Raw genomic sequence first — 25369 nt, forward strand, 5'->3', positions numbered from 1 at the left:
AGCAACCGTCAAGGGGATGAGCTCGGGGCGTGCAGGCCATCGCAAACCTCGCGTGATGCGGGACGGACGCGCGTCCCGCGGGCGTCCCCCGGAGCCGTCCCCTCAGACTGTCACCATCGTCTCCATGGAGATCCCGATCTTCGACGGTCACAATGACGCGCTCACCGCCGAGCACCATGGGCAACTGGCCTCCGGCAGCGATCAGGGCCACGTCGACTTTCCGCGGATGCGCGCGGGCGGGATGCGGGGTGGCATCTTCGCCGTCTTCAGCGAGTCGGCCCGCAATCCCGTCCGGCTGCGCCGTGGGGAGGACGGCGTTCTGCGCCGACCGTTCGCCTCGCCGTTGCCCCATGCTCGCGCCGTCGACGCCGCGGCGACAGCCGCCGGTCGCCTGTTCGCGCTCGAACGGGCCGGTGAGGTGACGATCGCCCGAGGGATCGCCGATTTCGACGACGCCTTCGCCGCCCCGGAGATGGGGACCCCCGTGGCGGTGCTGCACCTGGAGGGGGCGGAGGCGATCGATCCGGAGCTCGCCGCCCTCGAACTCTGGTATGCGGCCGGGCTGCGGTCGCTCGGGCCGGTCTGGAGCCGGCCGAACGCGTTCGGCTCCGGCGTGCCGTTCTGGTTCGGCGCCGGGCCGGACACCGGCCCGGGCCTCACGCCCGCGGGCCGGCGGCTCGTCTCCCGCTGTGCCGAGCTCGGGGTGCTCGTTGATCTCGCCCACCTCAACGAGGCCGGGTTCTGGGACGTCGCCGCGCTCGAGCCGGGCCCGCTCGTCTGCTCCCACGCCGGCGCGTGCGAGCTCGCGCTCACCTCCCGCAATCTCACCGACGCCCAACTCGACGCGATCCGCGATTCGGGCGGCCTGGTCGGGATCGTCTTCGCCGTCTACTTCCTCGATCCTCGCTTCCGGGTCGACCCGGAGCTCGGGATCAGCCTGATCGTCGACCACATCCGCTACGTGGCTGACCGGATCGGGGTCGAGCACGTCGCGCTCGGGTCCGACTTCGACGGCACGACGGTTCCCGCGGCGCTCGGCTCGGCCGCCGGGCTCGGGCTCCTCATCGCCGCGCTCGCCCAGGCGGGCTTTGACCGCGGCGAGCGCGAGGCGATCGCCTGGCGTAACTGGCGGCGCGTGCTTGACGCGTGGTGGCGGGACTGATCGCCCCGTGGTGGCCTGGCTCGCCGGCGGGGTTCGTTCCGCTCGGCGGCGGGTAAGCCTGATCCTGGGGCCGGGGACTGCCCACGGCGCCCATCGCCGTGCCGTTCACCGCCATCAGGAGGTCGCCCATGACCAGTCAGCTCAATCGTGTCCGCGTCGCCTTTCTCTTCACCGAAGGCGTCGAGCAGGCCGAACTCACGACACCGCTCGCCGCGGTCCGGCGCGACGGTGCCGCGACGACGCTCGTCTCGCTCGCATCCGGCCCGGTGCAGATGTTCAACCACCTCGACCGGAGCGACCTGATCGACGCGGACGTCGCCGCGGCGGACACGCACGCGAACTCCTTTGACGCGCTCGTCCTGCCCGGCGGGGTCGCCAACCCGGACGCGCTCCGCGTCGATGAGGCGGCGGTCTCCTTCGTGCGCGGCTTCTTCGAGGCGGACAAGCCGGTCGCCGTCATCTGCCACGGAGCCTGGACTCTGATTGAGGCCGGAGTCCTCAGCGGGCGAACGCTCACCTCCTGGCCGAGCCTGCAGACCGATCTGCGCAACGCCGGCGCCACCTGGGTGGATGAGGCCGTCCACGTCGACGGTGAGCTCATCTCCAGCCGCAACCCGGATGACCTGCCCGTCTTCTGTGACGCGCTGATCGACCGGCTCGCCGCCGTCGCACAGGAGCGCTGAGCGGACACGCTCCGATTCTGGGCGCGCCCCGGTGGGCGCGCCCAGAACCACCCGTGAGCGTCACAGACTCAGCTCAGCGGCCGTACCAGCGGCGCCGACCGGCGCCCGCCGCGGCCTCGACGCCGCCGACGAAGAACCCGAGCACCCACAGGGCGAGGGCCACGAGCAGGACGATCCACAGGAAGTGGGCGGCGAAGCCAAGTCCGCCAAACAGCGCCAGGATCAACAGCAGAGCAACCAGCGCGATCATTGCATCCTCCTTGCCAGGGCCGACGGGCGTCGGCCGGTCTCGATGTCCCGAACGGGAATACCCACAGAAGCGGTGCGCTACGCACGCGACCGCCGGGTGAGCGGCGGGTTCCCCGGCGGTTCCGGTCCCGGTTCAGAGGCTGTCGAGGTGCGCGATCAGGCGGTCGCGGAGCCGCTCGCCCACCAGGCCCTGGGAGAGCCCGACCATCAGGAAGATTCGCAGTCGGGGCGCTGACATCCCGGCAGCGAGCACCCCGCCGGCGCCCGCGAGCAGCCCCGATCCGCCCGGATAGCCGTACCCGGGTGACAGGCGCCGGTCCGCGGCACGGGTGGCGATCGCCACCACCGAACCGGCGTGGAGGGCGGCTTGGGCGATCGCCGCCACCGGCGGCGTGAGGTTCCCCGCCCCCGAGGCGACGCAGACGAGTGCGGGCGCGAACGGCCCGGTCGCGGCCGGGGTGTCGGGGGCGGCGGCAAGCAGGCTCAGCAGCACTGGAACCTCGACGGCGGCGGGGCCGGGCCGGCCGAGACTGAGCGCCGTCCGTGCGTGCCCGGTCAAAACCCCGGTTTCGCGCACCTCGCTGACCGTCCAGGCCGGGACGGTCGGGGAGCGGAAGGCGTCGCGGGCGACGCCGGACACCTTCACCGCCGCCCGGGCGAGCAGTACCCGCCCGGCGAAGACGACGACCGGCTCGGGCAGCCGGGGTCCGAGCGCGACCGCGGCCGCGTCCCGGAGGTTCGATGCCGCATCGGAGTCCGGCTCGGCTCCCGGCTCCATCGCCCCGGTGATCACGACGTTGAGCCGCCACGGCCCGGTGTCGGCGAGGAACGCGCCGACCTCCTCGATCGCGTCGGTGCCGAGGGTGACGATCACCCCGCCCGCTCCCCGGGCCTCGGCGGCGACGATCGCTGCGGAGAGGTCGACGAGGGTCGCAAAGGTGAGCTGGGGACCGCCGACGGTGGCGAGGTCGACCGGGGTGGTGGTGATCCCGGCGCGCCGGGCGAGTTCGGCGGCGCTGAGGTCGGGGACGGCAAGGCCGTCGATCACCCGCATCGAGATCGTGCCGCCGAGGGCGAGATGGACGAGCTCCGCCACCAGCGCGGCCCTCAGCGGTCCGGGCGGTCTGACTTCTCCCGCCGTACGGTCGCCTTGCGGCCCTTGAGCTTCGTCTTGCGCAGCGCGCGGATCACCTCGTCGATCCGGTCGAGGGGAACCTCGACGAGGCTGAACCGGTCGGCGATCTCGATCGCGCCGATCTGGCGGCCCGAGAGGGTGCTCTCCCCGGTGATCGCGCCGACGAGATCCTGGGGGCGGACCTGGGCGGAGCGGCCGAGGCCGATGAAGATGCGGGCGCTGTCGCCCGAGCCGGTGCGCCGGGGCGGGCGCCGTCCCGGCGCCTCCTTGCCCGCCGGGTGCAGGGTCATCTGCGGGATCTCCGCCTCGTCGGTCTCCTCGCCGCCGACCGAGGTCGCCTCATGGGCGAGCTTGATCGCCGCGAGCGCGATGTTGAGCGGGTCGAACTCGTCCGACAGCGTGTCGAGGACGACCCGGAAGGGCTCGAGGTCGTCCTCGATCAGCGACTCGTGCAACGCCGCCCGGGTCAGTTCGAGCCGGCGCGCGCGGAGGTCCGCGACGGTCGGGACGGTCGCGATCGCGATCGGCTGGCGGGTGAGGCGCTCGATCGTCTTGAGCATCCGGTGCTCGCGCGGCTGGGCGAGGGTGATCGCCGTCCCCTCACGTCCGGCCCGGCCGACCCGGCCGATCCGGTGCACGTAGGACTCCGGCGCGGACGGGACATCGAAGTTGACGACGTGGGTGAGCGACTCGATGTCGAGGCCGCGGGCGGCGACGTCGGTGGCGATCAGCAGGTCGGCGGTCTCGGCGCGGAGGCGGTTGAGGACACGGGTGCGCTGCTCCTGGCTGAGACCGCCGTGCAGCGCCTCAGCGCGGTAGCCGCGTCCGTTGAGGGTCTCGGTGAGCTGGTCGACGTCCGCTCGTGTGCGGCAGAACACGAGCGCCTGCCCGGGCTGCTCGACGTCGAGGATGCGCCCGAGCGCCGCCGCCTTGTGGGCGCGGTTGACGACGTAGGCGGTCTGGCGGATCCGCGGGGTCTCCCCCGGGGTTGCCTGCCCGAGGCCGACGCTGATCGTCGTCGGGTCGCGGAGATGCTCGTCGACGATGTGGCGGATCCGCGGGGGCATCGTCGCGCTGAACAGGACGGTCTGGCGGGACGCGGGGGTCTGGGCGAGGATCGTCTCGATGTCCTCGGCAAAGCCCATGTCGAGCATCTCGTCGGCCTCATCGAGGACGACGACCTGCAGATCCCGGAGGTCGAGGGTCCGTCGGCTGAGATGATCGATCGCCCGTCCGGGGGTCGCGACGACGACGTCGACGCCGCGTTCGAGTGACTTCATCTGCCGGACGATCGGGGCGCCGCCGTAGACGGGGAGGACGCGGGCGCCGAGGTGGCGGCCGTACTTGTGGATCGCCTCCGACACCTGGGTGGCCAGCTCCCGGGTCGGGACGAGCACGAGCGCGCCCGGGCGTGGGCCGCCAAGCGGGATCCGCTGCAGCAGCGGGAGGGCGAAGGCGGCGGTCTTGCCCGTCCCGGTTGCCGCCTGTCCGAGCAGGTCGGTCCCCGCCAGCAGCGGCGGGATCGTCTCGGCCTGGATCGGGGTCGGCTCCTCATAGCCGAGCTCGGCGAGGGCCCGGAGCAGCTCCTCGCCGAGGGCGAGGTCAGAAAACGTCGTCATGTGCCCCCCACGGTAGGACCCCGCCCGCGATTGCGTCGCTCCGGTCGACGCCGGACGGGGGCCCACGACGGTCAGCGCCGGCGCAGGACCCGCACCGACCGCGCCTCGATCTCGAGCCTGTCAGCGTCCGGCTCCCCGTCTCCGTCGCCGTTACCGAGGCGGTCCCCTGTGGCGGCGCGCGCCGTGTCGAGCACCGTCTCCCACGGCGCGGTGAGCGTGTCGGGAATCGCGAACGTGATCGGTTCGTGGTGGGCGTTGAAGACGATCAGGAACGACGCCCCCTCGATCGGGTTGCCCTCCCGGTCGTGGGTGGGGATCTCCTGTCCGTTGAGGAACACCGCGAGCGCGTGGGCGTCGTCGCGTTCCCAGTCCCCGTCGGTCATCTCCTCCCCGTCGGGACGCAGCCAGATCACGTCGGCGAGCCCGGAGCCGCCCGGTTCGCCGAGGAGGAAGTCCCGGCGGCGGAACACCGGCTCGCGCCGGCGCAGGGCGATCACCTCCGCGACGAACGCGCGTAGGTCCCCGTCCGCGGCCTCCCAGTCCAGCCACGAGATCTCATTGTCCTGGCACCACGCGTTGTTGTTGCCGCCCTGGGTGCGGCCGAACTCATCCCCCCCGAGCAGCATCGGCACCCCCTGGGAGAGCAGCAGCGTGACGATCAGGTTGCGCTGCTGGCGGGCCCGCAGCGCGGTGATCTCCGGGTCGTCGGTCGGCCCTTCCGCCCCGCAGTTCCAGGAGCGGTTGTCATCGGTCCCGTCCCGGTTGTCCTCGAGGTTCGCCTCGTTGTGCTTGTCGTTGTAGGCGACAAGGTCCGCCAGGGTGAACCCGTCATGGGCGCAGACGAAGTTGATCGACGCCTCCGGGTTGCGGCCGTCGCCCTCATACAGGTCCGAGGAGCCGGTGAAACGGCGAGCGAACTCGGCCGCCGGGGTCTGGCCCCGCCAGAAGTCGCGGACGCTGTCGCGGTAGGCGCCGTTCCACTCCTTCCACAGGATCGGGAAGTTGCCGACCTGATAGCCGCCCGGCCCGACGTCCCAGGGCTCGGCGATCAGCTTCACCTGGGAGAGGACCGGGTCCTGGTGGATGACGTCGAAGAAGCCCGACAGCCGGTCGACGTCGTAGAGCTCACGGGCGAGCGTGGAGGCGAGGTCGAAGCGGAACCCGTCGACGTGGCAGTCGAGGACGAAGTACCGCAGCGAGTCCATCATCAGCCCGAGCACGCTCGGATGGACGTGGTTGAGGCTGTTGCCGGTCCCCGTGAAATCCATGTAGAAGCGGGGGTCCTCAGGACTGAGGCGGTAGAAGCTCGCGTTGTCGATCCCCTTGAAGGCGAGCATCGGCCCGAGATGGTTGCCCTCGGCGGTGTGGTTGTAGACGACGTCCATGATCACTTCGATTCCGGCCGCGTGCAGGGATTTCACCATCGCCTTGAACTCGTTGAGCTGCTGCCCGCGGGCGCCCGATGCGCTGTAGGCCGAGTGGGGGGCGAGATATCCGATCGAGCTGTAGCCCCAGTAGTTCGACAGGCCGCGGTCGACCAGGAAGCTCTCATCGATGATGTGATGGACCGGCAGCAGCTCGACGGCGGTGACGCCGAGCTGCTGCAGGTAGCGGACCGCCGGCTCAGAGCCGAGGCCCGCGTAGGTGCCGCGCAGCGGCTCGGGGACGTCGGGGTGGCGCATCGTGAACCCCTTGACGTGGGTCTCGTAGATGATCGTCTCCGACCAGCGGTGCTCGAGCAGGCGATCCTCGCCCCAGTCAAAGCGCGGGTCGACGACGACGCACTTGGGGATCGCCGTCGCGTCATCGGTCTCGTCGATGGCCAGGTCGGCGTCCTCTGAGCCGTCGGCCTGGTAGGGCAGCACGCTCGCCGCCCCCCAGTCGACGGCTCCCTCGATCGCCTTCGCGTAGGGGTCGATCAGCAGCTTGGCCGGATTGAAACGGTGCCCGGCGGCCGGAGCGTAGGGGCCGTGGACCCGGTAGCCGTAGCGCGTGCCCGGCCCGATCCCGGGCACGTAGACGTGATGCTGGTGGCCGGTGCGGTCATAGATGGCCAGCTGCTGCTCATCGCCGTCGTCTCCGAACAGGCACAGCAGCACCCGTTCACCGTGCTCGGAGAAGAGCGAGAAGTTGGTTCCCTCGCCGTCCCAGGTCGCGCCCTGGGGGAACGGGCGCCCGGGGCGGAGGGTGGACGGGTCGATCATCGCGGCTGGCTGTGAGTGGAGTGCACCCGCCCCTCCTACCCGCCCGGCACGGTGGGAAACCGTGCGGCCGGCGCGGCGTGGCCGGTCGGTACATAACCTTCCTGGGGCCCACGCGCGGTCGCGGTGACGGCCCGGTCTGAGCCGGCCGTCCGAGGGCGCCGACGAAAGTCCTCACCTCCCGACAGAAACGCGAGCTCCCATGTCCGACCTGCACGTCGTCGCCGTCCTCACCGCCCGGCCGGGATCTGAGGCCGTACTCGAGGAGGCCCTCCGCGGGATCGTCGAGCCGACGCGCGCGGAGGCGGGCTGCCTCGCCTATGAGCTGTTCCGCTCCGCCGCGGACCCGCTCAGCTTCGTCACGGTCGAGCGCTGGCGCTCCCAGGAGGACCTCGACGCCCACATGCAGACCCCGCACATCGCCGCGGCCCTGCAGGCGGCGGGGGACGCCTTCGCCGCCGCGCCGGCGATCCACCCGCTCGTCCCGATTCTCTGAGCCGGCCCGGGTGGTCCGGGGCCGGCCTACCGGGGCCGGCCCCGGCCATGACGGCGCGGCCCCCGGGCGACGGTGATCACGACCGTCCGGGTGACCCTCGCTGAGCCGGTGGCGATCGTCACGCGCACCCGCAGCCGCCCCGAGTGGCCGAGCCTGAGGGTGCGCAGGCGGCTGGCGGGCACGCTGAGCACGATCCGCCGCCGCATCCCGGTCCCCAGGCGCAGGCGGATGTGTGTGAGGACGACGGTCTGTTCGTGGCCGTGCCGGCGGCTGCCGACGTGGCGGCGGAGGCTGACGGTGATCTGTACCGCTTCCCGGGCGCGGCGGGACTGCCCGCCCGTGTCGAGGACAACCGCGAGCCGATCGGACCCGGGCGCCGGGCGGACGGTGAGGACGCGGACCGGGGGCTGGGGGTGCGCCGGGCCGCCGCCCGTTCCCGAGCCCGTGCCGCCCGTCCCCACCGTCCCCGCGCCCGATCCCGTCCCGGTCCCGCCGCCGGGGTTCGCCCCGGCCGGTTTCGTACCGACCGGGTTCGCCCCCGCGCCGCCGGGCGTCGAACCCGCGGCCGGGGCGCCCGTCCCCACTCCCGGGGCGCCCGTCCCCACTCCCGGGGCGCCCGCCCCCCCGCCGGTTCCACTCCCCCGGCCGGTCCCGCTGCCCCCGCCGAACGGCGGTCGCCCGACGCCGACCGGCCGCGGGACCGTTCCGTCGGCGATCGCGTCTGACAGCGCGGAGGTGTCACCCGCCGGGTCGGTCACCGTCGCGGTGGTCACCGGGGTGGGATCGCTGCTGTCGGGCGTGTAGGTGAAGCTGAGGGCGGCCGCTCCCTGGCTGCTGGTGCTGACCGTCTCGGCGCCGAGCCACCGGGCCGCCTGCGGGGCCCCGTTCGGTCCGGTCCCCGGGCTGGCGTAGTAGTCGACGGTGTAGGTCGCATCCGGCGCGGCGGCGAGGCTGCCGGTCACCGTCAGCGCAGACCCGCTCGGGAGCGCCGACTGCAGCGTCGGGGCCGGGAGGGCGGCGTTGGCGGCGCCGGTGAGCGCGAGGGCGAGGTCCCCGTTGTCAGCGATCGCGTTGCCGCGCACGGTGATCGCGGAGGCACCGTCGAGCAGGACCCCGTCACCGGTGTTGTCGGCGATCAGGTTCGCCTCACCGAGTCCGGTTCCGCCGATTGCGAACCCGGCGGCGGGCGCGTCGACCTCGACGCCGTTGCCCGTGTTCGGGAGCGCCGCGCTGCCCGTGGCGTCGGTGCCGATCAGGTTGGAGAAGATCGACAGGTCCGAGACGGTCGCCGTCGTTGGGTTCACCTGGATGCCGTCACCGGTGTTGCCGGAGATGACGTTGCCCGCCCCGGTGGCGGTTCCGCCGATGGTGAGACCCTGCACCCCGTCGGCGACGTCGATGCCGTCGCCGGCGTTCGGGAGCGCCGCGGTCCCGGCCGCGTCGGTGCCGATCCGGTTGCCCGCCAAGGTGGTCGCAGTCACCGAACCGGCGGGGTCACCGGCCTGTCCGATCTGGACCCCGACTCCGCCGTCGCCGGCCAGGTTGCCGGAGATGAGGTTGCCCGCGCCGGCCGCCGCGCCGCCGATCACCGTGCCGGAGGCGTCCGGGCCGATGACGAACACCCCGGTGGACCCGTTCGGAAGGGCCTGGTCGCCGGTCAGGTCCGTGCCGATCTCATTGCCGAGGATCGTCGTGTCCGTGGCGGTGTTGATCTCGATGCCGTGCAGCCCGTTGGCCGAGATGAGGTTGCCCTCCCCGGCGGCGGTCCCGCCGATCTGGGTGCCGGTTGCCCCGCCGTCGACCACGAGGCCGCAGGTCGCGTTGCCGAGCGCCTGCTCACCGGTGATGTCGGTGCCGATCAGGTTGCCCTCGATCGTGTTGTCCTGGCCGCCCTCCAGGCTCAACCCGAAGGCGGCCTGGCGCTGCACCGGCCCGGCGTCGGAGAGGACGTTGCCGGGACCGAGGGCACGCCAGGCGGCGCTGCAGGTCGCCCCGGCCGCACAGCTGCCGGTCCCGGACGGGCGGGCGCCGCCGACCTGGATGTTCGCTGATTCATACAGGAACACCTCCCCGTACCCGGTCACGTTGTTGCCCGCAGCCTGTTCGCCGCTTGAGTCGGTTCCGACGAGGTTGTCCTGGATCGCCCCGCCGTCGACGTGGTCGAGGACGATGCCCCGGTAGGGCATGTTGGCGACGACGTTACCGTCCCCGGCGACGGGTCCGCCGATGGTCACCGAGCCGACGGAGCTGACGTCGATCCCGTCGGCGACGCCGATCAGTGAGGTGCCGAAGCTGGCCCCGGCTGCGGTGACCCCGAGCAGGTTCGCCTCGACCGTCGCGCCGGTTGGCACATTCGCCGTCGTCGCGTTGGCGCCCGTGATCTCGATCTGGGCTTCGGCGGGCTGGCCCTCCTGGGTGAAGTCGTTGCTGTCAATGACGTTGCCCGCCCCGGGTGCGCCGATCTGGTCACCGGAGCCGCCCTCCACGTCGATCCCGAACCCCTCGTTGCCCCAGGTCCGGTTGGGTGTGACCGGGTTGGAGTTGGCGTCCCAGGCGGTCCCGGCCGCGTTCGTGCCGATGTGGTTGTTGAGGATCTGCGCCCCACCACTGGCGCCCAGCAGCAATATCCCGTCCCCGCCGTTGGCGGCGATCACGTTCATCGCCGCGGGAGTCGGGCCGCCGATGGTCACCTGCGAGCTGTTGTCGACGGCGATCCCAGCGCCCCCGTTCCCGTCGACGCTTGTACCACCGGCGTTGGTGCCGATGTCGTTGGCGGCGATCGTGGCCGCGCTGCCGCCGGTGACGTCGACGGCATTGTCGGAGTTGCCGCTGATCACGTTGGCGACGATCGTGTCGGCGGTCGTGTTCTGCAGGTCGACGCCGACGGCGCTGAACGGGTTCGCCGTCCAGCCCGCCACCTGGGTCGTCCCGATGTAGGAGCCCGCGACTGTGTTCTGGGACCCGCCGTTGTCGAGCACACCCTCCCCGGTGGAGGCGATGATCACGTCTCGGTCCGCGGGGTCGGTGCCGCCGACGACATCCCCGGTCACCCCGTTGAGGGCGATTCCCACCGGATCGAACGCGCTCTGCCCGGGCGGGTTGCCGATCACGTCGCCGCTGAACTGGGCGTTGTCGGCCTGGGAGGCGATCTCGGCGGTGCCGAAGAAGAACAGATCGAGGCCGGAGATGACGCTGCCGGCCGCGGTCGGCGCGAGGGTCAGGCCGGGAGTGTCGATGCCTTGCCGGCGCTGGTCGAGCCCGGAGATGAGGACGTTGATGGTGGCCGGCGCCGACGCGGTCGGTGCCGAGGACCCGGGCTGGCTGATCCCGTTGATATCGACGGGGACGGTGATGGTCGGCAGTGCGGTCGCCGGGGAGATCGTCTGGGGGCCGCTGCCGGGCAGGTCGAAGCTGATCGTCGCCGGGAGGCCGGAGGCGTCGGCGGCCTCGATCGCGGCCCGGAGGGTGCATGTGCCGGCTGTCGTCGCGCAGGTCGTCGATGTGGCGGACGCGTTCGCGTCATCGCCGGTGGAGGTGACCGTGAAGGTCTGGACGCTGAAGTCCGGCGCGGTGGCGGCGGAGTGGGGGACCATCGCCGCCGCGGTGGCGGGGGTCGCCGTCGCAGCGACGAGAAGGCTGAGCCCGGTGAGGAGAAGTCCACGGGCGGGGGGACGGTGGCGTGCGGGCATGGGTGGGCGTCTCTCGGGTCGGCGGGCTCGGTCTCGGACGCTCAGGACGGGTGGGCGGCTCCGAATCGATCGGGCCAGGCCCCGACGCGGGATGGGGGCCTGGCCGATCTGTCGAGGATCTTCGCCACCGCCGGCGGCGAAGACATCGCTCAGTGAGTGATCTTGTCGGGGTCGGCTGCGGCGGCGAGGGCACCGGCGAGCTCGTAGCGGGAGCGCAGCTCGAGCTTGGTGAGGATGTGGGAGATGTGGGTGGCCACCGTGTGCCGGGAGATGACGAGGCGGTCGGCGATCTGCGGGTTGGAGAGGCCGGCCGCGGCGAGCTCGGCGACCCGACGTTCGCTGTGGGTGAGCGATCCCCAGCCCGACAGCTCGCGCCGGCGTGGTCCGCGGCGGGCGGGGGCCAGTCCGGCGGCGCGCAGCCGGGCACGGACCCGGGCGACATCACGGGCTGCCCCGAGTGACTCCAAGCCGCTGATCGCCGCCTCGGCGTATGCGCGGGCTTCCGCGCGCCGGCCCGCGGTGGCGTGGCCGACCGCGGCCGCCTCGGCGGCGAGCGCGCGCTCGAGCGGCCGGACCGTCGGGTCCAGCGCCGACCAGCCGCGGCTGATCCGAGCGACGTCACCGGTCAGGAGGCCCTGGCAGTAGTCCTCGAGGGCGCGCAGGGAGCGCAGGCTCGGGTTGTCCCGTGCGAGCGCGCCGACGGTGGCGGCGACGCTTCCGATGCGGTCGGCGTCGCCCGCCTGGGCGAGCATCCGGGTGAGGTCGGCGGCGATCATCCGCTGGGTGCCGCGGTTACCCTGCTGGCCTGCGGCGAGGAACGCCTCCCACAGCGGCCCCTCCGGCGCGGTTTCCCCGCGAGCCTCGGCCAGCAGCGCCTGGGCCCAGGCGATCAGGCCGGGGCGGAACGCGGGGGCCCCGGCCGCCTGGGCCTGCTCGGCCTGGGCGAGGGCCGCCGCCGCGGGCTCGAGCTCGTCGCGGCGAGTGAGGAGGACCGCCTGGAGGGCGAGGACGTCGAGGACCCAGGCGATCCCACCCTCCTCAGACAGCGACAGCGCGGTCTCCATCTCCGCGAGCGCGTCATCCCACTCCCCGGCGAGCACCGGGGGCCAGCAGGCGTAGTGATGGCTGTTGTTGATGTCCTCCTCCATGCCGAGCTCGGTGTAGAGGCGACGGGCCTGACCCACCAGCTCGATGGCCTCCCGCGCCCGCTCACCGTCGGCGAGGGCGAGAGCGAGGTTGAGGTGCGCGTGGGAGGCGTGGTGGGTGCCGCGGTCGGCCGCCTCGAGGCTGATCGCGAGCGCGCGGGCCGCGCAGCGCTCCTCCTCCTCAAAGCGGCCGTGAAAGGCGGCGAGGTGGGCGAGGCGCACCCACAGCACCGCCGCGATGTCGCGCGCGCCCGCGGTCTCGGCGACCGCGAGAGCCTCTCGGGTCATCGCCTCAGCCTCTGCGAAGCGGCCCTCCAGCATCGGCTCGACGAGCGCGTAGGAGAGCGCCTCGGCCCGCTGGACGGGCGTGGCTCCTGCCGTGTCGGCGACCCGGCGGGCCTCACCGGCCGCGGCGGCGGGCCGGCCCCGTTCGGTGAGGGAGCGGGCGAGGATGAGCCCGAGCCGTGCCGCCGCCTCCCCGGTCGCGCCGGCATCGAGTGTCTCCCGGCAGATCGCCTCGCCCTCCTGGCGGCGGCCGGCGGTGACGAGGTTGAGCGCGAGCTGGGCGACGATCTCGGCGTACATCGGGTCCTCGGGGGCCGCGAGAGCGCGGGCGGCGCTGAGCAGCTCGACGGCGCTGGCGGGACTCTGAGGTGCCGCCTCCGCGGCGGCGTCCACCAGCCAGGCGAGCGTGTCGGGATCACGCTCGCCGGGGCCGCGCAGGAGGTGCTCGGCGACGGTGAGCGGGGAGACGTTCCGGTGCGCGAGGGCCCGGGCGAGCTCGAGGTGCAGGGCGGCCCGGACGCTGCGGGGAAGGTCCTGGTAGAGGGCGTCGCGGACGAGCTCGTGCCGGAACCCGAGGCGGTCCTCAACCTCGACGATCACCTGCGCCTGGACGGCGGGCCGCAGCCGGGCCCAGAGCGTCATCGCCGGGGTTCCCGTGAGGAGGGCGAGGTCCGTGAGGGAGAAGCCGGCCCCGAGGATCGAGGCGATCTGCAACGCGTCGACGGTCTCGGCGGGAAGGGAGGAGAGCCACCCCAGGACGGTGACGCCGAGCCGTTCCGGGGCCCCGTCGTCGGTCGCGTCGACGCGGCCGTCCTCCTGCCGCACGATCGTGCCTTCGGCGCTGAGGGCGTCGACGAGCGTGCAGGCAAACAGCGGGCTGCCGCCACAGGCGGCGAGCTTGCCCTGCAACCGTGGCCCCGCCGGTGCGCCGAGGAGGTCCTCGGCGACCGCGGTCATCGCCGCCGGCCCGAGCGGGTCCAACGCGATCCGCACCGCCCCAAGCCCTTCGGCGGCGTGCAGGACGCGGTCGAGTTCGGGGGGGCGCGGGCCGGGGCGGACGGTGAGGATGACGAGTGCCCCGATCGGGCCGATCCGCCGGCCGAGCCGGGCGAGGAAACCGATCGATGCCGGGTCGGCCCACTGCAGGTCCTCGAGCAACAGTACGGCCGGGCCGGGGCCGGTGAGGTCCTCCAGCACCGCCAGCAGCGCCTCGTCGGCCGACACGGTGTAGACGCCGCTGCCTGCGCGCACGGCGGCGGGGCGATCCGGCGGCTGGACCGGCCCGGCCGCGGTGGGCTGGCCGGTGAGCAGGTCGGCGACCTGGCGGCGGCGCTCGTCGGCGGCGTCCCCGGTCACCCCGAGGCAGGCGGCGATGACGCTGAAGGGACGGTGGCGCTCGAACTCGTCCGCGGCGGCCGCCCGGGTGTGCAGACCGCGGCGCCGGGCCTGCTCGAGCGCCCAGGCGCTGAGGCGGCTCTTGCCGATCCCGCCCTCACCCTCCACCACCACGAGTGAGCCGACCCCGTTCTGTGCCCGTTCGACCGCCTCCAGCAGGGTGGCGAGCTCCCGCTCGCGCCCCCGGGGCGGGGCGGGAACCTCACGGCCGTGGGGCGGGAGGGTGCTGCTCATGCCACCCCTTGGTTGTCGAAGATCGTTGACTGAGCGATGTTTCGCCTGCCGCGAGCGGTCACGCTGCCGGGATGCGGCTGGAGATCGAGATCGAGACGGTTGACCCCCCGTGCGGCTGGGTGCGGTCCAGCGGCGGACCGCCGATCCCCTTCGCCGGCCGGGTGCGTCTGCTCGCCGCTATCGAGCGACTCTGCGCCCAGCCGGAACCGGCCGCCGACCGGTAGGCGGCCGGCGGAGCCGGGGACGCGCCGGCCCGACAGACGGCCGGCGCCGGCGTTGACCCCGACGCGAACGGTTCCCATCGCAGGCGGATGCTACCCACGGGGGCGCCGGGAGGACCCTCGAGGCCACTCCTGCGCGAGCCGCGCTCCGGTCCACCCCTCATCGGCGGTGACTTCGGCGAGCACCTCCAACCAGGCCGGCGGGTCGGGCGCCGGCCCGGCACCGCCGTCGATTTCGGCAAGCAGCGTCCCGTCCTCAAGCTCGTCCACCGCGACGCGGAGGCCGTCACGCTCGATGATGTGGCGGGTCTTCTCCAGCGTTCTGGCGGGCAGGGCGCACAGCAGCGCCCACTCGGCGTCATCGAGGTACAGGGACGTGCAGGCGATCGCCTCCGGTCCGGGTCCGAGCCGGACCTTGTGGCCGAGCTTGCGGGTCACGGTGCCGTCCGCGGCGACGGTCTCCCGCAACCGCAGGCGGGTGCCCGTGATGTAACGGTCGACGATCCGGGAGGCGGTCAGGACCCCATCGGGCACGGTGGTGACGAGGAAACGGCGCTCGGTCTCGACGACGGCGTATTTGCGCGGATCCCCCATTCCGGTCGCCCACCGCCTCGGCGTTCAGCGCGTAGGCGCCTGGAAGTCCCCGGAGGAGAGGACCGGCACCCAGCCGAGGGCGCGGTTGAGCGCAAGCATCGGCCCGTTGTCCTGGGCGGTTTCGGTGATCACGGCGCGAATGTCCGGCCGGGTGCGTTCGAGCTGCTCCAGCGCCGCCGCCTTGACCACCGCCCCGAGTCCCCGTCCACGGTGAGCTTCGTCGACGACGGTGCCCTGCTGATGGGCGGGACCGGGGCCGTCAGGGCGCGTGAGGATGCTCGAGAGGGCGACCACCTCCCCGGTCGGCGACAGCGCCGCCGCGTTGATCTTCACCCGCCCGGAGCGAGCGAGGTGCCGCTCGTCGTCGCGGATCGCGTCCGGATCGACCGTCGTGTACCCCTCCCGTCGGCCGGCGCGCTCGGCGACCACGGTCGTGATCTGCTCCGCGTCGCTGGGCAGCGCGAGACGCAGCCGGACGTTGGTCAGCGCGAGCGCCCACCCGCGCGCGGCCGCGAACCGGGCCGGTGCGGCGGTGGCTCCGTTGGGGTGGGCGGACGACCACACCGCCGTGGCCTGGAGGAGCGAACGTCCGTGCGCGACGGCGCGGCGTTCGAGGTGTTCGAGGACGCGCGTACCGTGTCCGCGGCGCCGGTGGCCGGGCAGCACCCGTGGGGTGAGGAGGGCACGCTCGGGCTCGTCCTTGAGGTCGAGGGCACAGAGACCCGAGGCGACCGGGGCGCCGTCCTCCAGCGCGAGGAGTCCGCGACAGGCAAAGCGCGCACTGGCGATCGCCAACAGGTCGTGGATCTCCTCGAGCGGTGCGGCGACGAACGTGTCCGGGTTGTCGGCCTCCCCGACCGTCACGTAGATCCGATGGAACGCCGCGACCGCGTCCATCTCGTTGGGGTCGACCGCCACGATCGGCACGGCCCGCAATGCTACGGGGGCGGGCAGGCGCGTGAAGGCGCCGGGCGTGCTCAGGCGGCCGACCCCGTCTCGCTGCCCGCTGTCCGCGCACCCGAACCATCGAACGCGAACGGGTGGACCGGCTGGCGACGCGGGAAGGTCGGCCTGCCGGTTCACCCGTCGGCGGGCAGCACGGTGAGCGGTCCTCCGCCCAGTTGCGCGACGGTTCGGAAGTGCCGTTCGTCGAAGGTCAGTACTCGGTCGGTCTGGTAACGGTCGGCGAGAACGATCAGCGCGCAGTCGGCGAGCCCGAGGTCGAGGCCCTCGTAGCGGGCTTCGAGCCCAGCGACCGTGGTGTAGTCGTCACGGTCGAGCCCAGCCACGTCGAAACGCCCGGCCGCGAGGTCGGCCAGGAACGCGCGTCGCGCGGCCTGGCCGAACCGCTGGCCGAGGAGATAGTCGATCTCTGCCGTCGTCGGCGCGGGGATGACGAGTGCTCCGGGTTCACCTTCGAGTGTCTCCAGGATCTTCTCGCGCTGAGGCTCGGCAGGATCAGCGAGCGCAACGAGCGGTCCCGCGTCGATCAGCAGCGTCACGTGCCGAACCCGTCGAGGAACTCGTGCTCGGGGATCTGTGAGATCGGGCGGGGATCTCCGTCGATCCGGACGAAGCCCGCCGCGAGAGCAAACCCCCGGTCCCGCGACGGTGGCGACTGGTAGGCGTCGACCGCCTCGCGCAGGATCTCGGCTTGGGATCGGCCCTCCTGGCGCGCAAGTCGAGCCAGGCGCTCGGCCTGCTCAACGTTGAGATAGACGCTGGTCTTGCGCACACGCCCAGTGTAGGGCAACACGTAGGGCATGCGGCGGCTGCCTGCTGGCGCCAGCCCGTCCGTTTGACCCGTCGGGTTACCCGGCTGTGTCCTGGAGTTGACGCGGACTCGCGTCGGCGCACAGGGAGCCTCGATCTGGGGCACGATGGGACCGACCGCCGATGCCCGATTGTTTCCTCTGCGCCAAGCACCGTTCCCTCGACTCGCAGCCTCCTGGGGCGTCAGGTCGCCCCAGTCCGACGCAGGCCGGCGCAACGCGGGAAGGCGCGCGCGTACTGGTGGACGCGAATCGACGAGTGGTCGGACGCGCCGAGGAGGGCTGGCCTCTGAGGTCGCTACGTCGTCTCGGTGCACGCGGTGCCGCAGCGACTCGGCCGGGTCGCCTGGTCGGTTGGGAGACTTGATGGTGTGGAGGAGCAGCGACTACCCGGCGGTAATGCCGGCGGCGCGACGCGCGTCGGAGAGACCGTGCGTCGCCCGGCGGGGCCGTGGACGCCCACGGTGCATGCGTTGCTGAACTACCTCGAGGCTCAGCAGTTCTCCGGCTCACCGAGAGCGATCGGTATCGACGGCCAGGGCCGGGAGGTCCTGACGTTCCTTCCCGGGGAGACCGTTGGAGACGCTCAGCCGTGGCCCGCGTGGGTGCATTCCGACGCGGCGCTGCTCGACGTTGGGGCCTGGCTGCGTCGCTATCACGACACCGTCGCTGGGTTTGTCCCTCCCGCTGACGCGGCCTGGCGGCTGGCCTCACAGCAATGGAAGCCGGGAATGATCGTCGGCCACAACGATGCCGCGCCCTACAACGCCGTCTGGCGCGCCGTCTCGACCCAGGGCGGCGGACGACTCAGTGGGTTCATCGATTGGGACTTTGCCGGACCGTGCTCCGCGATCTGGGACCTGGCCTACGTCGTGTTCTCCTGGGGTCCGCTGCACGCACGGGACACCGTCACCGCTGAGGGGTTCAGCCGGTTCGAGGACCGTCCGCGCCGCGTCCGGCTGCTGCTGGACGCCTACGGCTACACCGGCACGATGACAGCGATCCTCGCCGCGGTGCGAGCGCGCGTCGAGGATCTCTCCGACACGGTGCTGAGGCTCGCCCGTGAGGGAGACCCGCTGTTCAGGCGCATGGTCACCGACGGCACCGTCGACGCTCAACGGCGCGCCCTCGCCGAACTCGATCGCGATGCCGCCACCTTCGAGGCCGCCGGGTGACCGCAAAGCGGTCTCCCTGGGCTCGCCAGGGGGACGCTGCTCTGCTCACGGGGTTCGCTCGATGCCCAGGTCGGCAGGGCGGACACCCACCCCGATCGACCGCCTCCCGACCGACTGTCTCCTACGGCCCGGCCGCTTTGGCGCTCAAGAGCTCTATCCGGTTGCCCCAGGGATCTTCTGTGTAGAAGCGCCGACATTCAGGCAGGGCCTCGTCCCAGCTGACCGGGGCGCCGACGGTCGACAGACGTGCCGCCATCTCGTCGAGTCGTCCGGGTGTCACCCGCAGCGCGGGATGCGCTTTCCGCGCTGGCGCGAACGATTCTTGGACACCGATGTGCAATTGCTGGGAGCCGAGCGCGAACCAGACTCCACCACGCCCGCGTAGGAGCGGCGGCTTCTCGATCTCCGGTAGCCCGAGAAGCTCGCCGAAGAAGCGGCGTGCTTCCTCCTCACATCCGCTGGGCGCAGCAAGCTGAACGTGGTCAAGACCGACCACATCACCCACGATCGGCGGCTCAGCGGCGGCGCCCGCGGCCACGAGTTCACTCCAGGTAAACGCGGCACGGAGCTCGAGACCTTCTGCCGCGAGATTCTCGGTGCCGCCGGACTCGCGATCGATGACCGAGAGAACCGCGATGATTTCTGCGCCGCTGGCGCGGAGCTCTCGGGCCGCGTCGATGATCGCCCCGCCCGTGCTCACGACATCCTCGACGATCACCAGCCGCCGACGCGCGACCTCCCCACCCTCCGCGAGACGACAGGTGCCGTATTCCTTCGGCTTCTTGCGGACGAACACTGCAGGCAGGCCGGTGAGCTGGGAGAGGATCGTGACCAACGGGATCCCGCCGAGCTCCAGGCCCGCGAGAGCGTCGACGTCAGCGGGCAGCAACCGTAGGAGCGACTCGCCGACAACCCTCAGCAGGACAGGCTCGGCCTCAAACTGGTACTTGTCGAAGTACTCCGTGCTGGTCTGCCCGGACCGGAGCACGAACTCGCCAGACAGGTGCGCAGACTCATAGATGCGTCGGGCCAGCGCGACGTCAGAACGTCCTTCCAACACTGGCCGGGCAGTCTAGATGAGGTGACGGGCGCGCTCAGTCGCCATGCTCGGACCTTGGGGCGCTGGCCACCGCGGCCCAGTCCGCGCTCGCGGCTCCCGATCGTGTCAGCTCGCTCGAAGGCGCCGCCCGCGATCGGTCCCGGCACAGCTGACGGGGCCTGGGGGTCTGCCAGCGTTCCACGGCGGTCACAGCCCGGTGAGCCGGCCTGGGTTGATGGAGGCTCTGGCGTTTGATCTAGGGAGGCTGACCCGACTGCGACGGTCGCACCTGCGACGCACTGCTGGCTCGGCGGCGTTGCCGCCGAGGGGTGTTGGCTGGAAGCTCCGGCTCGTTGCCGGCCGGGCGACGGGAGCTGGGGTTGCTCAGCGGGTCTCGCGGAGGTTCGCCGCAAACTGTGCCGGTGTGAGGATCGGCAGGTCGTTGCTCAGGACGAGGAGGTCCTGATCGCCGGTGACCAGGTACGCGCGGCGGTCGATGGCGAGGGCAAGGAGGTAGTTGTCGTCCGGGTCTCGGGAGCCGACTGACGGTGGGCTCGCGGGATCCTCGGCGAGGGTTGCATGGTCGCGGACCCAGTTGGTGAAGGCGCCGGCTTTCTCCGGGGCGATCCGTTGGCGAAGCTTGGGATAGGCGAGCGTCCGCTTGAGCTCTGTGAGCAGGAACTCGGAGACGACGAGCTCGAACTGGCCGTCGCGGCTGGCACGCAGGATCTCGGCCGGCGATCCCTTGGCGGACAGCACACCTGAGATCAGGACGTTGACGTCAACGACCGCGCGCACCAGATGACCGTCGCCGAGGCCTCGTCGCGTGCTGCGCCTCGACGGCGAGCTCGGACGCCTTTGCTTCGGACATCGTCGCGTCTGCCCACAGTTCGTCGAGGACGTCAAGCTTGAGATCGCGACGCAGCGATTCCTCGATCACGGCGCTATCGGAGGCGCCGGTCCGTGCGGCGCGGATCTTGACCCACTTCAGGACATCCTCGTCGATCGTCAGCGTTGTACGAACCTTCGCCACGGCCGCATCTTATCATCATGATGCGGTGATGCGAACGGAGATCGCCAGCGGGTCGCCTGGACAGTGCCGGGGCCGTTGGAACTCGTCAAACACGACCACCAGATGCTCCGACAGTGATCGGAGTGCGAGAAGCTGGGCATGGAGCGTCTCGGCGTCTTGGGCTGGCGCGGCGGCCGGACTGCGCACGGTGCCCTTGATCTCCTTTACGTCGAACCCGATCTCCTTCTCCAGCGCCCCGATCTGACGCTGCGCCGCTCGCCGTAGCCGCTTCTCTGGGCGCCCGACCATCGCGTCGTGCACGCACCCAATGAAGCCGGGAATGCTCACAACCCGTTGAAGATTCACCTTTACGACGTCGAACGGCGGCGCGTCGTCTCCGTGCGAGCGAGCTCGAGCGCGAGCTGATTGATGAACGTCGTCTTACCGGTGTCGCGTGGACCAAAGAGCGCGACGTTGGCTTGCCCCTTCAAGATCAGCGACACCTGGTTGGCGAAAGTCTCCATCCCGACGATCTTCGACGGATCATCGACAGGGCGGCCCCACACGAACGGATTCAAGGCACTCGGCATCAACCCACGACCGTGACGGGCTGCCGGGACAGATGTGTGCCGCGAGGGCGATACGACCAGTACACGCTCCTGCCGCGCGGCCTCTCGTGCAAAGAGGGAAAGACGACCGCGTCTGCTCGCGAGCCGCATGCACCCTCACGAGCTTGAACCCGTGTCCCGAGGGTGGCTGGCGTCCGACTCGATGTGGGGCGCAGCGAATCCCGGGACATGTTGGGGACAGCTTCCCGCCCGCGGCGGGGCCCCGCAACGGAAAAACGCCCGAGCGATCGGGCGGTCCAGAAGCCCTCCATCGGACTCGAACCGATGACCCCTTCCTTACCATGGAAGTGCTCTACCAACTGAGCTAGGAGGGCGCGGAGGGGAGAGGATAGACGGACCGGCGCCAAAGTGGTGGGCGATCGCACACGGGTGGGAACCTCGGGATCACGGTCCGAAGACGCCGGTGCGGAGGGTGGCGGTCGGAAACCCGGTCCGTCCCCGCCCACCACCCTCGCCCCGGGTCCGGTGATGAGGCCCGGTCCGCCCCACCCCCGGATCGCGCACGCGGTGGACGGGGACGCGAACGCCCCCGTCCCCGCAGCGACGGCTGGACTACTTGATCAGCGGGCCCGCGGCCTTGAGGACCTGGGCCTTGGTCAGCGGCTTGTCAAAGCCACCGTTCGGCACCGGCGACTTGCCGGTGAGCAGGCCGATCGCCGCGGCGTGACGGGCCTCGACCTGGACGATCGAGCCGGCCGCGCCGAGCAGGGCCTTGCTCTTGAGCAGCGGGCCGGCGCCGTTGTAGGCGCCGACACCGAGGTTCTCGACCGTGTAGGCCAGGTCGAGGAAGGTTGCCGCGGTGGTGACCGGGAAGACGAACGTCGGCATCTTCACCGGGGTTCCGCCGCCGGACTTGATCGCGGCAGTCAGAGCCGAGACGTGCTCGGCCTCCTGGGCGCCGAACATCGCGGCGAGGGCCTTGGCCTCACCGGTGAGACCAACCGCCTTGGCCTTGACCTGGTAGAAGTTCGTCTCCAGGTACTCGAGCGTCAGCGCGAAGTTGAGGATGTCCAGGTCACTGGTGGCATCCGCGGCAAACGCGGTGGAGACGAACGGAGCGACCGCGCCGAGGCCGAAGGTCGCACCCGCGGCCATCGCACCCCGCAGGATGAATGTCGCGCGGTTCATGCCGTGAACCTCCACGGCGTCCAGCCCAGGGCTGGGAGTCATTGTTTCAGTCATGGAAAGGTCGTCCTCTAGTTCGAAGGTCACGCGATGAACGGCTTGACGACGGCGAGCACCTGGCTGGCCGACATGCCCTTGGCGAACGCGCCGTCAGGGGTGGGGGACTGCTTGGTGAGCGTGTTGAGCGTCGCCGCGTGCCGGCCTTCCACGGTGTGAATCGCCAGAGCGGCCGCGAGAATCTCCGGGCTCTTGATCAGCGGGGCCTGGCCGAGGTAGGCGGCCGCGCCGAGGTTCTCGACGGTCGCCGCGAGGCTCGCGACGCTCGCCGCGCTCTTGAGCGGGAACTTGCCCGTCGGCTCCTTCGCCGGCGTGCCCAACTTCATCGCGACGGCGTGGAGGGCGGCGACGTGCTGGGCCTCCTCCGCACCGAAGGTCTTCAGTAGGGAGAGGGTGGAGCCGCTGAACAGACCGCTGGCGGCAACCTTGGCGTAGAACTGGTCCTCGAGGTACTCGAGCGTGAGGGCGTAGTTGACGATCCCCAGGTCGCCGGCGCCGAAGCTCGCGGTTTCAGAGGTGGCTCCGCTCGCGCTGGAGGTCGAACCCGACGAACTCGAGGTCTTGGCCGGAGCTGAGCTCTTGGTCGCGGTGTTGGAGCTCGAACCGCAGGCGGCGATGAAGGCGGCCAGGCCGCTGGCGGCCACGGCCGAACCCATGCCCTTGCCGGCCATCTTCAGGAACTTCTTGCGCGCGACGTCGTCACGAGCGAGCTCGACGACGATCCCGGATTGCTCCGTGTCGCCCTGAACTGTTGGATTCACAGCATCTCCTTGGGTGTGAAGCCCGGTCCGAAGGCCGGGATCTAGTGGGGAGTACGCCCGCGGGTGCCGGGTGGATCACCCTGGGGTGTGTGCGGCGGGTTACGTCGGCCTCGGAGACGCGGGCGGCTGATCCGCCTGCCCCGGGCCGTCGTAGACAGAGCATGGCCCAGACCCTTCGCCTCACCGCAGTCGCTCTCACCGTCGCGCTCCTCGCCGCGGCCTGTGGCAGCTCCAGCTCGTCTTCGACGACCGCCGCCTCGACGACGACGATGCACATGGCGACGGTGGCGCCGAACAAGACGACCGCGGGATCGAGCAGCACGCCGATGTCCGGGCACGTCCTCGTGACGATCCACAACTACCAGTACTCGCCCGATCATCTCGTCGTCACCGCCGGAACGAAGGTCACCTTCCACAACGAGGATCAGACCGCGCACACGGCAACGGCACTGAACCAGTCCTTCGACACGGGCACGATCGAGCCGGGGAAGTCCGCGACGGTGACCCTCACGAAGGTCGGCAAGTTCCCCTACCACTGCCTCTTTCACGCCTTCATGACCGGGACGATCACCGTCGTCGCCAAGTAGCGCGCGCCGCCCCGGGGGCTCGCGCAAACTCGCCGAGGTGCTTTATTGAAAGCTCACCCCCGAACCTCAGGAGGCCAGGCCGTGCCCGTACGCGTCGGAGTTCAGATCCAGCCCCAGCACAGCGACTTCCACGCGATGCTCGACGCCTTCCGCCAAGCCGACGAGCTCGGGGTCGACACGATCTACACCTGGGATCACTTCTACCCGCTCTACGGTGAGCCCGACGGCAAGCACTGGGAGGGTCTGACCACCCTCACCGCGCTCGCCGCCGTCACCTCCCGGGCCAACGTCGGCGGGCTCGTCTTCTGCAACTCCTACCGCAACCCGCAACTGCTCGCCGACGCCCACCGGACGATCGATCACCTCTCCAACGGTCGGGTGATCCTCGGGATCGGTGCCGGCTGGTTCGAACGCGACTACGACGAGTACGGGTACGCGTTCGGCACCGCCCCGGACCGCCTGCGCGCCCTGCGCCGTGATCTGCCGCTGATGAAGGAGCGGCTCGGCAAGCTGAACCCGGCGCCGACTCGGGAGATTCCGTTCCTGATCGGCGGGTCGGGAGAGAAGGTCACCCTCGCTCTCGTCGCCCAGTACGCCCACATGTGGCATGGGTTCGCGGACGTCGAGACGTACCTGCACAAGACGGCGGTCCTCGCCGAGCACTGCGCGAAGATCGGCCGTGACCCGGCGACCATCGAGCACGTGATCGGGGCCGGCTCGAACATCCTCGAGGAGGCCGGCCCGCTCGCGGACGCGGGGGTCGCCGAGGTGACGATCGGCGTGGGCGGGGACGGCCATGGCTACGACCTCGGGCCGCTGCGCGAGCTGCTCGCCTGGCGCGACGAGTACAACGCCGCGGCGTGACGACGGGGCCGCGCCGCGCCCGTGAGCCGGTGCGCCTCGCCCGTCATAATGGCCCGATGACCGCTTCGCGCCTCCTCACCGCCCCGCTCGCCGCCGCCGGTCTGATCGCCGGGTTCGGCGTGGCGGTCGCCAGCGGGTCGCGACCGCTCGGGGGGTTGGTGATGGCGGCCTTCGGCCTCACCTGCATCGTTCTCTGGCTCCAGCGCGACGGGCGCCGGACCGCCGGTCTGCTCACCGGGATCGGCCTGCTGGCCTTCGCCCTCTCCCACGTGCTCGGGTTGGTCATCGGCGCGTGGCCGTCGGTGTTCGTCGTCTCCGCCGCGACCGCCTATGCCTGCTGGCGTCTCTCCGACGCCGGCTGGGTCGGGCGCCGCGCCGCCCGCCCGCGCGCCGGGCTCGCGGCCTGAGCGCGTCCGGGGCGGGGCGGCCCGGTGGCCGCCCCCTGAGTCAGCGTGCCGAGCGGGGCACGCCCTGGAAGAAGATCGCCCCGTCGACGATCCGGCGGTTCCCGACCGGTTCGGGCAGCTGCACGTGGACCGGGGTCTCCCACCGTCGCGTCCCGGCCTGCCAGCCCTCCAACGGGGTGATGTAGCAGCGCAGCAGCAACTCCTCCGCGTCCCCGTACAGCTCAGGGGCCTGGAAGCGGCCGTAGGCGAGGCGTCCGCCCGCCCGGGTCTGTTCGACCACGAGCAGGTGCAGCACGTCGTCGTCCGGCGCCGGGGGACGCTCGGGATCGACCCGGAAGGAGGAGGCCCGCACACCGTCCCGGCTCGCTCGCAGCTGCCGGGCGGGGCTGACCGCCTCAATCGCCCATCGGTCCCCGCGCTCCCGCTTGACTGCGACGGTGAGCAGCCGGGGCGGGACCCCCTTGCCGAACAGCCGCCGCTCCTCGCTGCGGGCCAGTTCGCGCCAGCCCGCAAGCAGGGTTCCCAGCTCCGCCGGGCTGCGGGGATCGCGACGCCACGGCAGCTTCACCTGCGGCCCGCTCGCCGCGTAGTCGATCTGCTGGATGAGGGCGCGCACCGCCCCCTCCTCCGGGTCCAGGCCGGCGGCCTCCCCGGTGAGCGCGCTCGGAGCGAACCCGAGGCCGCTGCCGTCGGAGATCTCGGCGGGCAGGCGGTCGGTGAGGACGGGGGCGATCGTGTCGGCCTTTGCCCACGCCTTCTCGCCGACCGGCCTGGGTTCGCTCTCAGCCACGCCGGCCGGGAGGGGGTGCAGGGGACATCATGCCCGCCATTGT

26 protein-coding genes and 1 tRNA gene are annotated in these 25369 nt (G+C 71.6%); 8 read left to right on the forward strand and 19 right to left on the reverse strand.

Annotated elements, in window-relative coordinates:
* Positions 1 to 124: 124 nt before the first annotated feature.
* Positions 125 to 1162, forward strand: a complete 1038-nt coding sequence (locus M3M55_RS06430) for a dipeptidase (RefSeq protein ID WP_249012003.1) — start codon at positions 125 to 127, stop codon at positions 1160 to 1162.
* A 128-nt stretch (positions 1163 to 1290) separates the two neighbouring features.
* Positions 1291 to 1845: a type 1 glutamine amidotransferase domain-containing protein gene (locus M3M55_RS06435; RefSeq protein WP_249012004.1), complete on the forward strand. Its 555-nt coding sequence runs from the start codon at positions 1291 to 1293 to the stop codon at positions 1843 to 1845.
* 73 nt (positions 1846 to 1918) lie between these two features.
* Here M3M55_RS06435 and M3M55_RS06440 read toward each other — a convergent pair whose 3' ends face one another.
* The 4 genes from M3M55_RS06440 to glgX form a co-directional block, all read right to left on the reverse strand.
* Complete coding sequence (locus M3M55_RS06440; RefSeq protein ID WP_249012005.1) at positions 1919 to 2095, reverse strand: hypothetical protein; 177 nt, start codon at positions 2093 to 2095, stop codon at positions 1919 to 1921.
* Between the two features lie 132 nt (positions 2096 to 2227).
* A complete protein-coding gene (locus M3M55_RS06445) occupies positions 2228 to 3190 on the reverse strand; it encodes an asparaginase domain-containing protein (RefSeq protein ID WP_249012006.1) in 963 nt (320 codons plus the stop codon).
* Between the two features lie 11 nt (positions 3191 to 3201).
* Positions 3202 to 4914 carry a DEAD/DEAH box helicase gene (locus M3M55_RS06450; RefSeq protein WP_371878732.1) on the reverse strand — a complete coding sequence of 571 codons (1713 nt, stop codon included), beginning with the start codon at positions 4912 to 4914 and terminating at the stop codon, positions 3202 to 3204.
* Positions 4915 to 4919: 5 nt separating this feature from the next.
* A complete protein-coding gene (glgX, locus tag M3M55_RS06455) occupies positions 4920 to 7052 on the reverse strand; it encodes a glycogen debranching protein GlgX (protein WP_249012008.1) in 2133 nt (710 codons plus the stop codon).
* A gap of 199 nt (positions 7053 to 7251) precedes the next feature.
* On the opposite strand from glgX, the gene M3M55_RS06460 reads away from it, so the two are divergent.
* A complete protein-coding gene (locus M3M55_RS06460) occupies positions 7252 to 7545 on the forward strand; it encodes a putative quinol monooxygenase (RefSeq protein WP_249012009.1) in 294 nt (97 codons plus the stop codon).
* A 26-nt stretch (positions 7546 to 7571) separates the two neighbouring features.
* Here M3M55_RS06460 and M3M55_RS06465 read toward each other — a convergent pair whose 3' ends face one another.
* Entirely contained in the window at positions 7572 to 11234 is a 3663-nt protein-coding gene (locus tag M3M55_RS06465; RefSeq protein WP_249012010.1) for a right-handed parallel beta-helix repeat-containing protein, read from the reverse strand.
* Between the two features lie 149 nt (positions 11235 to 11383).
* Positions 11384 to 14293, reverse strand: a complete 2910-nt coding sequence (locus M3M55_RS06470) for a LuxR family transcriptional regulator (protein WP_249012011.1) — start codon at positions 14291 to 14293, stop codon at positions 11384 to 11386.
* Positions 14294 to 14364: 71 nt separating this feature from the next.
* On the opposite strand from M3M55_RS06470, the gene M3M55_RS06475 reads away from it, so the two are divergent.
* Positions 14365 to 14517 (forward strand): hypothetical protein, encoded by a 153-nt coding sequence (locus M3M55_RS06475; RefSeq protein ID WP_249012012.1) that lies wholly within the window; start codon positions 14365 to 14367, stop codon positions 14515 to 14517.
* A 90-nt stretch (positions 14518 to 14607) separates the two neighbouring features.
* Here the strand turns inward: M3M55_RS06475 and M3M55_RS06480 are convergent, their stop codons facing one another.
* The 4 genes from M3M55_RS06480 to M3M55_RS06495 all read right to left on the reverse strand — a co-directional run bounded on the left by M3M55_RS06480 (position 14608) and on the right by M3M55_RS06495 (position 16843).
* Positions 14608 to 15108 carry a hypothetical protein gene (locus tag M3M55_RS06480; protein ID WP_249012013.1) on the reverse strand — a complete coding sequence of 167 codons (501 nt, stop codon included), beginning with the start codon at positions 15106 to 15108 and terminating at the stop codon, positions 14608 to 14610.
* A 24-nt stretch (positions 15109 to 15132) separates the two neighbouring features.
* Positions 15133 to 16035, reverse strand: coding sequence for a GNAT family N-acetyltransferase (locus tag M3M55_RS06485; RefSeq protein ID WP_249012014.1), 903 nt, complete (start codon positions 16033 to 16035; stop codon positions 15133 to 15135).
* 152 nt (positions 16036 to 16187) lie between these two features.
* Positions 16188 to 16610, reverse strand: coding sequence for a type II toxin-antitoxin system VapC family toxin (locus M3M55_RS06490; RefSeq protein ID WP_249012015.1), 423 nt, complete (start codon positions 16608 to 16610; stop codon positions 16188 to 16190).
* Positions 16607 to 16843 (reverse strand): CopG family transcriptional regulator, encoded by a 237-nt coding sequence (locus tag M3M55_RS06495; RefSeq protein ID WP_249012016.1) that lies wholly within the window; start codon positions 16841 to 16843, stop codon positions 16607 to 16609. The genes M3M55_RS06490 and M3M55_RS06495 overlap by 4 nt, the downstream gene beginning before the upstream one ends.
* A gap of 501 nt (positions 16844 to 17344) precedes the next feature.
* On the opposite strand from M3M55_RS06495, the gene M3M55_RS06500 reads away from it, so the two are divergent.
* Positions 17345 to 18055: a phosphotransferase gene (locus M3M55_RS06500; protein ID WP_249012017.1), complete on the forward strand. Its 711-nt coding sequence runs from the start codon at positions 17345 to 17347 to the stop codon at positions 18053 to 18055.
* A gap of 121 nt (positions 18056 to 18176) precedes the next feature.
* On the opposite strand, the gene pyrE is transcribed toward M3M55_RS06500, so the two are convergent.
* From pyrE to M3M55_RS06540, 8 genes are all read right to left on the reverse strand, one after another.
* Positions 18177 to 19115 carry an orotate phosphoribosyltransferase gene (pyrE, locus tag M3M55_RS06505; protein ID WP_371878733.1) on the reverse strand — a complete coding sequence of 313 codons (939 nt, stop codon included), beginning with the start codon at positions 19113 to 19115 and terminating at the stop codon, positions 18177 to 18179.
* A 363-nt stretch (positions 19116 to 19478) separates the two neighbouring features.
* On the reverse strand, positions 19479 to 19892 hold the full coding sequence (locus M3M55_RS06510) for a putative toxin-antitoxin system toxin component, PIN family (RefSeq protein WP_249012018.1): 414 nt from the start codon (positions 19890 to 19892) through the stop codon (positions 19479 to 19481).
* On the reverse strand, positions 19876 to 20127 hold the full coding sequence (locus M3M55_RS06515) for a ribbon-helix-helix protein, CopG family (RefSeq protein ID WP_249012019.1): 252 nt from the start codon (positions 20125 to 20127) through the stop codon (positions 19876 to 19878). The genes M3M55_RS06510 and M3M55_RS06515 overlap by 17 nt, the downstream gene beginning before the upstream one ends.
* 15 nt (positions 20128 to 20142) lie before the next feature.
* A complete protein-coding gene (locus tag M3M55_RS06520) occupies positions 20143 to 20454 on the reverse strand; it encodes a hypothetical protein (protein WP_249012020.1) in 312 nt (103 codons plus the stop codon).
* A 20-nt stretch (positions 20455 to 20474) separates the two neighbouring features.
* Positions 20475 to 20630 carry a hypothetical protein gene (locus M3M55_RS06525; RefSeq protein WP_249012021.1) on the reverse strand — a complete coding sequence of 52 codons (156 nt, stop codon included), beginning with the start codon at positions 20628 to 20630 and terminating at the stop codon, positions 20475 to 20477.
* A 346-nt stretch (positions 20631 to 20976) separates the two neighbouring features.
* Positions 20977 to 21049: transfer RNA gene (locus M3M55_RS06530), tRNA-Thr, on the reverse strand.
* 238 nt (positions 21050 to 21287) lie between these two features.
* Positions 21288 to 21863: a ferritin-like domain-containing protein gene (locus M3M55_RS06535; RefSeq protein WP_249012022.1), complete on the reverse strand. Its 576-nt coding sequence runs from the start codon at positions 21861 to 21863 to the stop codon at positions 21288 to 21290.
* Positions 21864 to 21943: 80 nt separating this feature from the next.
* Positions 21944 to 22678 (reverse strand): ferritin-like domain-containing protein, encoded by a 735-nt coding sequence (locus M3M55_RS06540; protein WP_249012023.1) that lies wholly within the window; start codon positions 22676 to 22678, stop codon positions 21944 to 21946.
* A 161-nt stretch (positions 22679 to 22839) separates the two neighbouring features.
* On the opposite strand from M3M55_RS06540, the gene M3M55_RS06545 reads away from it, so the two are divergent.
* The 3 genes from M3M55_RS06545 to M3M55_RS06555 all read left to right on the forward strand — a co-directional run bounded on the left by M3M55_RS06545 (position 22840) and on the right by M3M55_RS06555 (position 24536).
* Positions 22840 to 23265 carry a cupredoxin domain-containing protein gene (locus tag M3M55_RS06545; protein ID WP_249012024.1) on the forward strand — a complete coding sequence of 142 codons (426 nt, stop codon included), beginning with the start codon at positions 22840 to 22842 and terminating at the stop codon, positions 23263 to 23265.
* A gap of 81 nt (positions 23266 to 23346) precedes the next feature.
* Complete coding sequence (locus M3M55_RS06550; protein ID WP_249012025.1) at positions 23347 to 24129, forward strand: LLM class F420-dependent oxidoreductase; 783 nt, start codon at positions 23347 to 23349, stop codon at positions 24127 to 24129.
* A 56-nt stretch (positions 24130 to 24185) separates the two neighbouring features.
* Positions 24186 to 24536 (forward strand): hypothetical protein, encoded by a 351-nt coding sequence (locus tag M3M55_RS06555; RefSeq protein WP_249012026.1) that lies wholly within the window; start codon positions 24186 to 24188, stop codon positions 24534 to 24536.
* Positions 24537 to 24576: 40 nt separating this feature from the next.
* On the opposite strand, the gene M3M55_RS06560 is transcribed toward M3M55_RS06555, so the two are convergent.
* Entirely contained in the window at positions 24577 to 25326 is a 750-nt protein-coding gene (locus tag M3M55_RS06560) for a hypothetical protein (RefSeq protein WP_249012027.1), read from the reverse strand.
* Positions 25327 to 25369: the final 43 nt, after the last annotated feature.

Origin of the sequence: Conexibacter sp. DBS9H8 (assembly GCF_023330685.1) — a bacterium.
Lineage (GTDB): Bacteria > Actinomycetota > Thermoleophilia > Solirubrobacterales > Solirubrobacteraceae > Palsa-465.

Bases quoted from the DNA above. Each gene is read 5' to 3' on its own strand.
- glgX (WP_249012008.1), bottom strand. From the start codon at position 7,052: ATGATCGACCCGTCCACCCTCCGCCCCGGGCGCCCGTTCCCCCAGGGC.
- M3M55_RS06555 (WP_249012026.1), top strand. From the start codon at position 24,186: ATGACCGCTTCGCGCCTCCTCACCGCCCCGCTCGCCGCCGCCGGTCTG.
- M3M55_RS06465 (WP_249012010.1), bottom strand. From the start codon at position 11,234: ATGCCCGCACGCCACCGTCCCCCCGCCCGTGGACTTCTCCTCACCGGG.
- M3M55_RS06480 (WP_249012013.1), bottom strand. From the start codon at position 15,108: ATGGGGGATCCGCGCAAATACGCCGTCGTCGAGACCGAGCGCCGTTTC.
- M3M55_RS06430 (WP_249012003.1), top strand. From the start codon at position 125: ATGGAGATCCCGATCTTCGACGGTCACAATGACGCGCTCACCGCCGAG.
- M3M55_RS06460 (WP_249012009.1), top strand. From the start codon at position 7,252: ATGTCCGACCTGCACGTCGTCGCCGTCCTCACCGCCCGGCCGGGATCT.
- M3M55_RS06440 (WP_249012005.1), bottom strand. From the start codon at position 2,095: ATGATCGCGCTGGTTGCTCTGCTGTTGATCCTGGCGCTGTTTGGCGGA.
- M3M55_RS06525 (WP_249012021.1), bottom strand. From the start codon at position 20,630: ATGGAGACTTTCGCCAACCAGGTGTCGCTGATCTTGAAGGGGCAAGCC.
- M3M55_RS06545 (WP_249012024.1), top strand. From the start codon at position 22,840: ATGGCCCAGACCCTTCGCCTCACCGCAGTCGCTCTCACCGTCGCGCTC.
- M3M55_RS06470 (WP_249012011.1), bottom strand. From the start codon at position 14,293: ATGAGCAGCACCCTCCCGCCCCACGGCCGTGAGGTTCCCGCCCCGCCC.
- M3M55_RS06535 (WP_249012022.1), bottom strand. From the start codon at position 21,863: ATGAACCGCGCGACATTCATCCTGCGGGGTGCGATGGCCGCGGGTGCG.
- M3M55_RS06435 (WP_249012004.1), top strand. From the start codon at position 1,291: ATGACCAGTCAGCTCAATCGTGTCCGCGTCGCCTTTCTCTTCACCGAA.
- M3M55_RS06475 (WP_249012012.1), top strand. From the start codon at position 14,365: ATGCGGCTGGAGATCGAGATCGAGACGGTTGACCCCCCGTGCGGCTGG.